The following is a 12,399-nucleotide window of genomic DNA, read 5'->3' as shown; positions in this document are numbered from 1 at the left end:
CACGAAAATAGTTGAATGTAGGTGCATTGAGTTGCAGCCAGATGGTTGGAACTAGCAGCCAAGATTTAGTAGCCATAACTAGATTGCCGCATATCCCCACGATAAACCCATTGGTAGTGATTACCGACCTGTAACATCATTTGATTATTTTTATCATAATGATAAGCCATGCTGCCATAAACCGTGGTAACTTGAATGGTGCCGGTGGGATTGCTGTTAAGGTCGTAAGTGGTCACACCAGCATTAATATCATAGTAGACCGGATCGCTCAAATAATTGATTAGTTGAGTTTGATCACTGGCCCTGACCCAAGCATTGGCACCTAGGTTATAAGCAGTAGTATTGCCATTTTTATCAGTGGCAGTCGTTGTGATATGCCACGTGTCGTAGGTTGTGTTCAATAGACCAGCCGGTTGGGTAGTTTGGGCATCTGAGTACAATTGATAAGGGGCATTATTGGAGAAGAAATCACTAAAAGCCACACCGGCTAAGTTTATAAAGCGGGTACTGTCTGGGATATCACTGAACTTAAGCCACTGATTATTACCTAAATCATAAGCGAGGACTTTATAATCATTGCTACTACTATCAACATAAGCCCCAGTAATTTGCCAGCGGCGATAAGCCGTCGATAAGGTGCCGTTACTTTGTGAACTGGTAGGTGATTTATATAGGGGTAAAGCCTGTTGTGCAGAGTCAACTTGGGTATATTTTCCATAAGACTCATCGCGACTAATGTTAAAGCTATCCGCCTGGGCGATTTGCCCAAAGCTTAGTAAACCCGTTAGTGCCAACCCAAAACTAAAGAGCCAAAGGGCCAACTTGCGTATCCGTATTGTAGCTATTTCTGGCATCATGAATACCTCCCAATTAATTCGTGATGTTGCAAAAGAACGATATCAAAATTTTTGGCTATGGCTGTATCATTGCTGATTTGTCAATTGGTCTAATATTTTATACGCTGCTGCGAGCGAAGTGGTGTGTTTAACATTTGCATCAATAAATTCGCTCAGGAAGGGAAAGCTACTGGTTTGCATAGCTTTGATTGCCGCGGGCTTAGCCACTGGCGTTGTCTTGAATTCAGCTGTTTGCTCTGTCAGCCAAAGCCATTGGGCACCGGCTTGGTTTGAAAAGGGCATCCCTACACTGCCAGCATTGATAATTTCTTGGTCACCAAGCTTTAACTTAAATTGGATATGGGTATGGCCACAAATGATAAATGGGGCCTGAATACCCGCAAATAGTTTTTGAATTTTCTGAATATCTGAATGCGGTGTAAAAATTGTACGATTATCGCCAGCCACAGCATGACAGAAAAAATAGTTACCAAGCGTCACATTAGGTTGCAATCTTTTTAAGGCAGTAATTTGTTGGTCATTTAATTGCTTTGCGACCCATTGGATTTGTTGTTGACCATGATCAGACATTTGTAACGGTTGACCATTAGCTGCATCAATGACATCTTGGTCGTTATTTCCCATGATACTGACCGTTGAATACTGCTGTTCCAGCTTCTTGATTAAAGCCAAGGTCTTAAGCGGCATGGGGCCACTGATTAGGTCGCCGCCAAATACGATTAAATCCGGCGCGAGTGTGGTGAGTTGTTTTGAAATAGCCGCTAGGGCCGGATAGTTGCCATGAATATCATAAAGTGCCGCTATCTTCATAACAAATCATCTCCCAAAGAGCCTTTATTCTGGTAAAAATTAGGTCGCAACATTGGCTTGTCAGCGCTATCATTTAGACTTCCGCCGACCGTGTTTGGGTTTATACCCCAAGCCTTTGAACAAATTGATCCGGGTGTAGACGCAATAAACGATCGTTGCGATGGATACGATGATGGCTAAAATCAACCAAATATTAGCTGACAGAAAGTCCTTATCCTCAGAAGCTTGGAAGCTTAGGAAAATAATGACTAAATTCACGGCTAATAAAGAGAACCCCAAAATTGAAAATAATTGCAACGCCCGTTCCACTTTTTTATCAAAGCTTTTATAGTAATGTCCCAGGGTTTGCAGCAACAAACCGGCCAGGGCCAGCAATAGAAATAAGCCAGTGGACATCAACGGGCGCACTAAACTTGCTTGTTTTAGGAACTGAATAATGACCACTACTTTCTTTTAAATATGAAATAAAAAGCAAACTTGCCGCTGGTAATTATTTGAAAAAGCGCATTTGTATCACTAAGCCCATTATACCGGTATTTCAACCAGAACGGAACTGACAGGGTCGAGTGAATAATATACATAATTTCGGTAAATTAATGTATATTTATTTAAAACCTTGCATTTTTTATTTCAAGGGTGTATATTTATCACCATGATATCACTAAATTAAAAATTCATTAAAAAACAAAAGGGAGTTTTCAATTATGGCAAATCCAAAAGTAGTATTAGCATATTCCGGCGGTTTAGATACCTCCGTTGCAATTCAATGGTTAAAAGACAAGGGTTATGACGTCATCGCTTGCTGTGTTGATGTGGGTGAAGGCAAGGACTTGGAATTTATCAAAGAAAAGGCCTTGAAAGTCGGTGCCGTTGAATCTTACACCTTAGACTGCCAAGACGAATTCGCTGAAGAATACGCCTTGATCGCCCTGCAAGCCAACGCTTTATATGAAGAAACTTACCCATTGGTTTCCGCATTATCTCGTCCCTTGATCGCCAAGAAATTGGTGGAAATCGCTAAACAAACCGATGCTGCAGCCATCGCCCATGGTTGTACTGGTAAAGGTAATGACCAAGTTCGTTTTGAAGTGGCCATCCACGCTTTGGCACCAGATATCGAAATCTTAGCCCCAGTTCGGGACTGGCACTGGTCCCGTGAAGAAGAAATCGACTATGCTAAAAAGCACAATATTCCAATTCCAATCAATTTGGACAGCCCTTATTCTATTGATCAAAACCTTTGGGGCCGGGCTAACGAAGCCGGCGTCTTGGAAGATCCTTGGGTAACCCCACCAGCTGATGCCTTTGAATGGACCGCAGCTATCGAAGATACCCCAGACGAACCTGATATTGTGGAAATTGGCTTTGAAAAAGGTGTACCAGTGACCTTAGACGGCGAAAACTACAACTTAGCTGATTTGATTTTGCACTTGAACAAAGTTGCCGGCAAACATGGTATTGGCCGCATCGACCACATCGAAAACCGGTTAGTGGGTATCAAATCTAGAGAAATCTATGAAGTACCTGGCGCCCAAGTGTTGATGACAGCCCATCAATCCCTTGAAGACATCACTTTTGAACGGGATTTGGCCCACTTCAAACCACAAATCACCAACCAAATGAGCAACACAGTTTATAATGGCCTCTGGTTCTCACCATTAATGCAAGCCATGGTCGCTTTCATTAAACAAAGTCAACAAGTTGTTACAGGGACCATTCGGGTTAAATTATTCAAAGGCAACGTGGTCGTTGAAGGTCGGAAGTCACCATACTCCTTGTACGACAAGGATTTGGCAACTTATACCTCTTCAGACACATTTGATCAACAAGCCAGTGTGGGCTTCATCAAACTTTGGGGCTTACCAACTCAAGTGGCTGCCCAAGTGCAAGCCAAAGGTGATTTAGAAACTAAAGGACAGGCGGTTAAATAATGGCAACAACCAAACTTTGGGGTGGCCGGTTCACTGCAGAACCCAGCGAATATGTGCAAAAATTCGGTGCCTCCATCGAATTTGACCACTTATTAGCCGAAGAAGACATTCAAGGCTCCCTGGCCCACGTACAAATGTTGGCGGATCAAAATATTATTGCCAAAGGCGAAGCTGACCAAATTCAGGATGGCTTAAAGGAATTACAAAAGAAGCTTGAAGCTGGTGCCCTGCATTTTTCCATTGAAAATGAAGATATTCATTTAAACTTGGAAAAGGCGTTGACGGACTTGATTGGGCCGGTAGCGGGGAAAATGCACACGGCCCGTTCCCGGAATGATCAGGTGGCTTTGGACATGCATCTGTACTTGCGCAATCGCTTGGCAGAACTGTTACCGTTAATTAAAGACTTACAAAAAACGCTGGTTGAAAAAGCTGACGCCAATGTGACCACCATTATGCCCGGGTATACCCATTTGCAACATGCCCAACCCATTAGCTATGGCCACTATCTCTTAGCTTATTACAACATGTTGCACCGGGACTATGAACGTTTTGAGTTCAACCAAAAGCATGCCGATATTTCCCCAATTGGGGCGGCGGCGCTGGCGGGGACCACTTTCCCCATTGACCGGCAAAAAACGGCGGACTTGTTGGGTTTTAAAGACATCTACCACAATAGTTTAGATGCGGTCAGCGATCGGGACTTTATTTTGGAATTCTTAAGCAACTCGGCCATTTTGATGATGCACTTATCCCGTTTTTGCGAAGAATTAGTGCTGTGGTCCAGCCAAGAATTCAATTATATTGAACTTTCGGACACTTATTCCACGGGCAGTTCCATCATGCCTCAAAAGAAGAATCCGGATATGGCCGAATTGATCCGGGGCAAATCCGGTCGGGTCTTTGGGGACTTGATGGGCTTGCTCACGGTGATGAAGGGCTTGCCGTTGGCTTATAATAAGGATCTGCAAGAAGATAAAGAGGGGATGTTTGACACCGTCAACACCATCTTTATGTCCTTAAAAGTGATGAATGGCATGGTTGAAACGTTGACTGTGAAGAAGGACAACATGAAACATGCCACGGTTCACGACTTCTCCAACGCCACGGAATTAGCGGATTACTTGGCCAAGAAGGGGATTCCTTTCCGCCAAGCCCACGAAATCGTGGGGGAAACAGTCTTGAAGTGTATCCAACAGCATAAATTCCTGAAGGATATCACCTTGGCTGAATTCCAACAAATCTCACCATTGATCGATGAAGACGTGTATACGGCCCTCGATCCCGAAAACGCTGTGAAGCTGCGGGATTCCTTAGGGGGTACCGGGTTTGATGAGATTCATAAAGAAATTAAGCGGGCCAAAGCGGCTCTAAATGACTAATTTAGTGATTTGTCATAATTGAAAAAACCATCTGATATTAACGCTGGGCGGCGTTAGGGTCAGATGGTTTTTTAGCGTTCAGGGGCCAAATCCCAGCGCTTAGGACATTGTTTCCACAGTTTGGACGATTTGTGCTAAGTTTTGGAATGAGGAGATGATTTTCATGACAAAATGGCTGGCCAAAGCCAAGGCCGCAGATACGCGAATGGCCCTGATCATTTATTACTTATTTGCACTGTTGGATGTTTACTTTGTGATGTTCTTATTTCCACCTAAAGGTGTGAAGACTGCAGTTCAACAGACCCTGATTAACAGTGACAGTACGGGTCTACATATTTTCACAGGAGCGACAGCGATTATTGGCGGCGTAGTGACCCTGGTGGTCGGGTTGTTTATTACGGTTTACCTGGAGTTTATCCTGTATTATATTGTTTTGACCATTACCAAAACCCAAGCGAACCCCACCACCAACAAGTTGATCAAACGGGGGCTTTATATCAGCTATGGGATTTCCGGGGTCGTTGACGCCATTATTACCATGGGGACAGTTTTGCTCAAAGTCCCTTTGACCAGTACACCCTATTTCATAGTTTCGGGTTGCTTTGATACGGTGGTAACCTATGGCCTGATTTATGGATTTATCAAATACCTGGCAAAACAACCTAAACAGGCGACTTGGTTTGCCAGCATTGGCGTTGTTTTAAATATTGGGTATCTGATCGTCCGGGCTATTATTTAGCCCCGATGCAGGCACGTGAAAGCGGCTTATAGCTCAACTTTTTCGCGTTCGGGGGCCAAATCCCAGCGCTCAGGACTTTTTTCCACAGTAGTAATGACCTGTGTTAAATTTTAGTTGTTGGGCAATATTTGTTCAACCAAATATTCTGGAGGTTTTGCCAATGAAAAAGAATTTAATGCGCGTAGTAGCGTTAACATCAGCACTTAGTTTTTTTAGCCTGCTCATCAACTGGCTTAGTATCGGCAGCAACAACTGATAACTTGAGTCAAAATAATGGGACGACAGACTCAGCCACACAGACATTTAATCCTGGCACGACAAAGACTTCTGTGAACCCACAGACGATTAATGATAAGAAACTATGGTCATATGGTCGAGAATGGCCATTTGCCAGTGACGTCGAGTCTCTGGGAGACGATACTTATCGAGTCTTCTATACCAAAGAAGATATTGAGGCCGCAACCGGTTGGGCACAAGCAATTATCGGAATCATCCCTGGGTTATCAGCGGTTGTAGCCTCAGGCATAGTTGGTCAATCTAGCGCACATATGCAGGACTACAGTGTTGATATACACAATCTTGGTTCGTATAGTAGTTGGAGTGATAATATTCAAGCATGGAAATAGCAAGTTTTAAGAAGTATGGATTTAAAGTAATTCGTGTAACAATTGCACTTCTCTTGTGGATTCTGACTATTATAAGTACACGTCATGGTTTAGGCGGATTAATAAACGTTGTGTTAATCCTCCTGGCACAAATACTTGCTCCTGAATTATGGCATTGTGATCGGTTATTACAAAGTTGGTTCGCAACCTTGAGAAAGTACCGAAGATTCAAAAAAATTAGACAAGCTATGAGTTGTGTTTTGTGGTTAGAAATACTTGGCAGCGTTTTTTATGGTATTCCAGCTTGGATCATTGTGGTGTTAGTGTTATGCAATATTTTATTAGTGCCGGAACCTTGGCACTTGGTTACCTTAGCCAATAAATGGCAAGCTTGGCGACAATAATATTGATAGCACACTGGTATTTCTGATTTTTTCGCGTTCGGGGGCCAAATCCTAGCGTTCAGGACTTTTTTTCCACAAACCTAAAAATCCGTGCTAATCTAGACCTACTGAATAAGTTATTCAGTATTCACCACCAACTGTGGTGAATCTAGCAGCAGTCTCAATTAGACCACGATATTTAACTTTTGAAGATTGCATTTCATTGTATTTGACGACGACCATAGGCAGATGGCTGTCGTCCCCCTCCCTCTTATTGAAAAATACCGTCTGACAACCATGACAGCACATGGTGGGCAGGCGGTATTTTTCTAATGGGATTTAAAAAAATCCAAGACATCGTTGATTTTACGAGTACTAACCTTGCAACTAACTGTTTTTGCCTGGTCAAAGTAAACCAGGCGCTTTTTGGCATCAAAGGTGGTCATGTTATCGGGATTGAGCAAGTACCCCCGATCACAGCGCATAAGCTTGGGATATTTAGCCGCGAGTTGGGCTAATTCACCTCTGAATTCCACGTGCAGGCCCTTGCCAACCAATAAAAGCTGGTGGTCATAGCCGGGCTGCGTTTGAAAATAATCAATATCGGCAAAGTCAATTTTGCGATAGACCCCGGGTAAGGCTTCGTAAGTGAAGTGGGTTTTTAGGGTGTTGCTAACCTGTTGATACCAGTGATGGACCACATCTACATCTTGGCGCAGGCTGGTTTTAATTTCCCCGGCACCGGATTCCTTGTAAATAAAATCCAAGGGAGCCACTTTGCGCTTTAAGGTCAAGGGCAGGAGGTCATCGTGGGTGGTAATGAAGACAATATTGGCCAGGGGATAAGCATGGCGTAGGGTTTCGGCAATATCGATGCCACTTAAGGCGTCATTTTGGATATGGATGTCCAAGACCGCTAAAATAGTGGCCTCGGCGTGGGTTTGAATGTAGTTGAGGATTTCTCGGGGGTTAGCCGTCGCCAGCGCCAGCTGCATGTCATAGGGGTGGTCGCTGGGATTGACTTGAATGCGTTTTTGGATGATATCCGCATACCGAAGGCGCTCGGCAGCGGTATCTTCTAAAATAAGAATATCTATCATATCAATGGCTCCTTTTACACGGCCTGCATCAGCAGGCTAAAGCGGATCATTTGGTCGGTGGCCCGGACTTCGATGGCCAAATTCTTTTTGGCTGCTTGAATTTGCTGCACCGTGGCCAACCCTAACCCCTTGTGGCCAGCTTTGGTGGAATAGCCCCTTTGAAATAAGCGATTCACATCAACAGCTTCTGTCAAGGAGTTTTCGACGGTGAACTCATAGGCCCACTCATTGTATTTGATCAAGGCCATTTGAATATTGGGCTGGGCTTGATCCGCCACGGCTTCAAGGGCATTATCCGTGAGAATCCCAATGATGCGGACGATATCGATCATATCCCCGGGTAATTTGGCAATTGACTGGGCGACTTCAAAGGCGGTGGGGATGTTGGCCGCGGTCATCTTGTTGAGCTTATCCAGCAAAAGGGCCCGGAGACCAGGGATTTTGATTTTGGCTAAACTCGTGACAAATTGACTATCCACCGCGGTCTTTGCGGCCACGTCTTGCAAGAGGCTGGCGATATAACGCTGAGCCGCTGGCTGGTCGTTGGCGGTGATATAGCCTTGCAGGGCCACCAGATTGTTATGGTAGTCATGGCGAAAGCTGCGCAGGGCTTGGTAATTTTTCTCTAAGTCCAATAAGTAAGTTTGTTGCTGTTTATAAGCAGTGACTTGATTTTTAGAAATTTGCATGGTTTGATAGCTCAAAATAAAATAACGCATGACCACCACCGTAATACCGATGAAAATCACGAAGCAGGTGATCACAATTAATTGAAAAGCTGGGGTGACTTGATAGTAAAAGGCGAATAAAGAAATGGCCTCCACCATGGCAAATAAGACCACCAAAAAACCAATGATCCGCCGGCGAAATTTACCATCTTCGCTGAGGTAGCGGGTGGCTTTTTTAGCATGCTGTTTAAAGCGTTGCACCGCCACGACTAGTAGGACTAAGGCGCCAAATAAGACAAGCAAGGACGCCCAGTCGATCAAGTGACGCCCAGCTGGGAAGCGTTGGTCTAAATTGGCCGCCACATAGGAAATGATGTTACCGATAGGAAATACCACGATGCTGATGGTCAGTAAAGCCACCGTTTGGCGGGAATCGATGGGTATTTTGCCGATGCGGTTGATGGTCACTTGGAGCAAAATCACTAAAATAAAGCTCCAATCGGATAAAGTATAGCCAAACAGGGATAACAGCAAGGCCGGCACTAGACACCGCAAGATTAACACCTTAGGGGTCAAAGCGCCCACCATTTTATGATATGGGACCAAGACTAACAATAAAGCCAAGGTATCCCAAAGGTAAGCTTGTAAGGGCAAAACTTGACGCATTTTTAGAAACTGCCTCCAATATAGTCCAACAAATCGCTTAAGGGATTACTGCTACCAATGGTGCCTAGGTCAAAACGTTTTGTGGGGTGGTCTGATGGGTAATCTGGCATACGCAAAATCCTCCTAGATTAATTTTTGAGTAAGTGGTATCTATGTATCTAGGATAATACCAGAATTTCAATCGTTTGACTAATTTTGTTGAATTGTGAAGTTTGTGATAATCCTGCCGGAATCTCTGGACAAACAACCAACACAGTTAGTACCATGAAGATAGTGCTAATCTGGTAGTATCTAAGATTCTATGGCAAAACTACTCTACGGAGGTGGCAAAATGAAGACAGAAGTTAATTCGTTTTTATCTAGTGACGGCAAGCATCGCCTGCCCACCGTGACCTGGTTGCCCGAAACGGGGGTCAAACCCAAGGCGATTTTACAAATTGTCTATGGCATGGCCGAATACGCCCAGCGTTATGAACCGGTGGCTGAGTATTTTACCAGCCAAGGTTTTATAGTGGCCACCCACGATCATTTGGGCCATGGGGGCGCTGTGCGCAGTGACAAGGAATATGGTTATTTTGGGCCTAAGGGCGCTGAACATTTGATTGCGGACACCTATGCCCGGACCCAACAGCTGCAAGACCACTATCCGAACACTCCCATTTACCTATTGGGGCATTCCATGGGGTCGATCATTGCGGCGTTATACATGGCCCAGCACTGGTATGCGGTCCATGGCCTGATTCTCATGGGCAGTGTTTATCTGCCGCCAATTTTGCCACCACTAATGCCATTGATTCGCTTAAAGGCGCGGATTACCGGCCGCCAACCGGACCGCCTCTTAAATGCGGCTGCCTTTGGACCCTATAGCCGCCGCTTTGACCACCACGACTTTTTCTCCTGGCTCAGCAGTGATGCCGATTCGGTGGCCCGTTATGAGGCTGACCCGAAGCTAGGCTTTACCTTTACCACCAATGGTTTTCTCACGTTGTTTACCTTACTCACAGATCAGGAAAAAATGCAGTGGTACCGGCAACTGCCTAAGGACTTCCCGATTTTGGTCACCAGTGGCCAATTGGATGCGGTGGGGGACTTTGGCAAGGAACCTAAGACCATCGCAGAGAATTTGACCCATGATGGCTTTGTCAATGTCCTGGAAAAACAGTGGCCAGATTTGCGCCACGAATTATTTTTTGAAAAAGATAAGCCAGCGGTGGAAGCCTATCTAGCAAACTGGATGCTGGCAAATTTGGGCAATCATCCTTTATAATGGTTAAAAATAATTAAAAAAAAGAGGCGGATCACGTGAAAATTGTAGTTTTAGATGGTCATGGCTTAAATCCCGGTGACTTAGACTGGGATATTTTTGAAAAATTTGGTGAGGTGACGGTTTATGACCGGACCCCTTATGACGATCCCCAAGAGATTTTGCGGCGGATCGGGGATGCAGAGATTGTACTGGATAACAAAGTACCTTTGGATAAACAGATTTTAGCAAAGCTCCCCAAAGTACGCTACATCGGCGTCACAGCGACGGGCTATAACATTATTGATTTAGCCGCGGCTAAAGCCCAAGGCATCACAGTGACCAATATCCCGGCTTATGGTACCTATGCGGTGGCGCAGTTTACCTTTGCATTATTATTGGAAATCGCCAATCAAGTGGGCTTACATAACGATGCCGTCCATGCCGGTGAATGGGCTAGCAGTCCGGACTTTACGTTTTGGAAGCGGTCGTTAATAGAACTCAGTGGTAAAACCATGGGGTTAGTGGGCTATGGCCGCATTGCCCAAGCTGTGGCCGCTATCGCCTTAACCATGGGGATGAAAGTGATTTTTTATAATCACCGCCCGAAAAACGACCTACCCGCTGGGGTGACCCAGGTGGACTTGGACACGTTATACGCTCAAGCAGACATTATCAGCCTGCATGTGCCACAAACGGCCGAAACCACGGCAATGATCAATCAAACCGCCATCCAAAAAATGCAGGATGGCGTTATCCTCATCAATACGGCCCGAGGTGGTTTAATAGATGAACAAGCCGTGGCTGATGCCTTAAATACCGGTAAAATTTATGCTGCCGGGGTAGATGTAGTTTCTGAAGAGCCTATTTTACCGGACAATCCTTTGCTGCAAGCCAAAAATTGTTATATTACGCCCCATATCGCGTGGGCGCCAACTGAAACCCGCCAACGTCTGTTGGATATTGCGTTGGATAATCTGGATAGTTATTTAGGAAAAACACCTAAAAATGTGGTCTCCTGAAGAACAGACAGCTCAAAAAACAGCGTAGACATTATACGCTGTTTTTTGAGTTGTTATTCTATTAGATTTTTCTTTCGCTGGATAGAAGATAGCCAAAAGTGCGAACCGAGGTTGATCATAGATATCCCGAGACATTCGCACTAAAAAAATGGTTTTATAATCAAAAAACATGACAATATTAGGCTAAATAAGTTAAAATATAAATAAGCTACTAAATGTGACCGTGTTAGTATTAAATACCCTATATCTAGGCCGCAACTCCTGTAGTTGCGTGAATTGAAATACCGGAACTGGTGCCGGTCGGCTTGATCTTGGAGCGCAACTCCTGTAGTTGCGTGAATTGAAATTTATATTGTTTAGTACTTATTTCACCGTTTTTATCGCAACTCCTGTAGTTGCGTGAATTGAAATCTAAAATAAGGCTAAATAACCGCATCGCGGTGGAGCGCAACTCCTGTAGTTGCGTGAATTGAAATCGCAAAAACCGTGAATGAGACAGATAAGGCCCTCGCAACTCCTGTAGTTGCGTGAATTGAAATAAAGGCGCCTTCGCCAAGAATAATCAGGATGTTTAGTCGCAACTCTTGTAGTTGCGTGAATTGAAATACTATCATAATGGTAAGATAGCAAACTATCAAACGCGCAGCTCTTGTCCAAAAAAACATCCCCAAAACCAGCAAAACCGCTGATCCGGGGATGTTTTTTGCATTACGATGCTATCTAATGATGATTGATGGTATTTACGTCCATTTGATGGCAAAAATTTTCCGCAGTTATTTCCGATTTACTTTTTCTACAACTGCAGTCAAAGCGCTTTACTTTCTTAGCAAGTCCGAATTATAATGTGAAAAAATAACGGATATGACATTGCATGGCCCCTCGGAAAAGTAGAATTTAGGGTGATAGAGATGAAAACAGTATTTATCGGCATTGCCATTTTCATAGTTCTGCTGCTAGGCTACTTAACCAGTTACTACTACAGAACATTTCGAA

At 44.3% G+C, this 12,399-nt stretch carries 11 protein-coding genes and 1 CRISPR repeat array; of the genes, 6 read left to right on the top strand and 5 right to left on the bottom strand.

The features are described from left to right. Positions 1-65: 65 nt before the first annotated feature. The 3 genes from FC83_RS09240 to FC83_RS09230 all read right to left on the bottom strand — a co-directional run bounded on the left by FC83_RS09240 (position 66) and on the right by FC83_RS09230 (position 2,111). Complete coding sequence (locus FC83_RS09240; RefSeq protein WP_152537672.1) at positions 66-857, bottom strand: hypothetical protein; 792 nt, start codon at positions 855-857, stop codon at positions 66-68. A 66-nt stretch (positions 858-923) separates the two neighbouring features. Next, entirely contained in the window at positions 924-1,667 is a 744-nt protein-coding gene (locus FC83_RS09235) for a metallophosphoesterase family protein (RefSeq protein ID WP_035450906.1), read from the bottom strand. Positions 1,668-1,736: 69 nt separating this feature from the next. Further along, positions 1,737-2,111 carry a hypothetical protein gene (locus FC83_RS09230; RefSeq protein ID WP_035450907.1) on the bottom strand — a complete coding sequence of 125 codons (375 nt, stop codon included), beginning with the start codon at positions 2,109-2,111 and terminating at the stop codon, positions 1,737-1,739. Between the two features lie 260 nt (positions 2,112-2,371). Here FC83_RS09230 and FC83_RS09225 point away from each other — a divergent pair, with 260 nt between their 5' ends. The 4 genes from FC83_RS09225 to FC83_RS09205 all read left to right on the top strand — a co-directional run bounded on the left by FC83_RS09225 (position 2,372) and on the right by FC83_RS09205 (position 6,728). Next, positions 2,372-3,598, top strand: a complete 1,227-nt coding sequence (locus FC83_RS09225) for an argininosuccinate synthase (protein WP_035450908.1) — start codon at positions 2,372-2,374, stop codon at positions 3,596-3,598. Then, positions 3,598-4,980, top strand: coding sequence for an argininosuccinate lyase (gene argH, locus FC83_RS09220; RefSeq protein WP_035450910.1), 1,383 nt, complete (start codon positions 3,598-3,600; stop codon positions 4,978-4,980). Before FC83_RS09225 ends, argH begins: the two co-directional genes overlap by 1 nt. Before the next feature lie 163 nt (positions 4,981-5,143). Beyond that, positions 5,144-5,719, top strand: a complete 576-nt coding sequence (locus tag FC83_RS09215) for a hypothetical protein (RefSeq protein ID WP_057002685.1) — start codon at positions 5,144-5,146, stop codon at positions 5,717-5,719. 616 nt (positions 5,720-6,335) lie between these two features. Then, positions 6,336-6,728 carry a hypothetical protein gene (locus FC83_RS09205; protein ID WP_035450925.1) on the top strand — a complete coding sequence of 131 codons (393 nt, stop codon included), beginning with the start codon at positions 6,336-6,338 and terminating at the stop codon, positions 6,726-6,728. A 308-nt stretch (positions 6,729-7,036) separates the two neighbouring features. On the opposite strand, the gene FC83_RS09200 is transcribed toward FC83_RS09205, so the two are convergent. Both FC83_RS09200 and FC83_RS09195 read right to left on the bottom strand, forming a co-directional pair. Further along, entirely contained in the window at positions 7,037-7,807 is a 771-nt protein-coding gene (locus tag FC83_RS09200; protein WP_057002684.1) for a LytTR family transcriptional regulator DNA-binding domain-containing protein, read from the bottom strand. A gap of 14 nt (positions 7,808-7,821) precedes the next feature. Continuing rightward, the gene (locus tag FC83_RS09195) at positions 7,822-9,141 is read right to left on the bottom strand and encodes a sensor histidine kinase (protein ID WP_035450934.1); all 1,320 of its coding nucleotides are present in this window, start codon (positions 9,139-9,141) and stop codon (positions 7,822-7,824) included. 331 nt (positions 9,142-9,472) lie between these two features. Between FC83_RS09195 and FC83_RS09190 the strand changes: the two genes are divergently transcribed. Together FC83_RS09190 and FC83_RS09185 are read left to right on the top strand one after the other, a co-directional pair. Further along, entirely contained in the window at positions 9,473-10,408 is a 936-nt protein-coding gene (locus FC83_RS09190; RefSeq protein WP_035450938.1) for an alpha/beta fold hydrolase, read from the top strand. Between the two features lie 35 nt (positions 10,409-10,443). Then, entirely contained in the window at positions 10,444-11,406 is a 963-nt protein-coding gene (locus tag FC83_RS09185; protein WP_035450942.1) for a D-2-hydroxyacid dehydrogenase, read from the top strand. 253 nt (positions 11,407-11,659) lie between these two features. After that, positions 11,660-12,012: direct repeats of the CRISPR family, unit length 30 nt; unit sequence CGCAACTCCTGTAGTTGCGTGAATTGAAAT. Between the last annotated feature and the right edge of the window lie 387 nt (positions 12,013-12,399).

Origin of the sequence: Agrilactobacillus composti DSM 18527 = JCM 14202 (assembly GCF_001436375.1) — a bacterium.
Taxonomy (GTDB): domain Bacteria; phylum Bacillota; class Bacilli; order Lactobacillales; family Lactobacillaceae; genus Agrilactobacillus; species Agrilactobacillus composti.
Note: the sequence above shows the minus strand (reverse complement) of the source record. Positions and strands in the feature narration are given on the sequence as shown.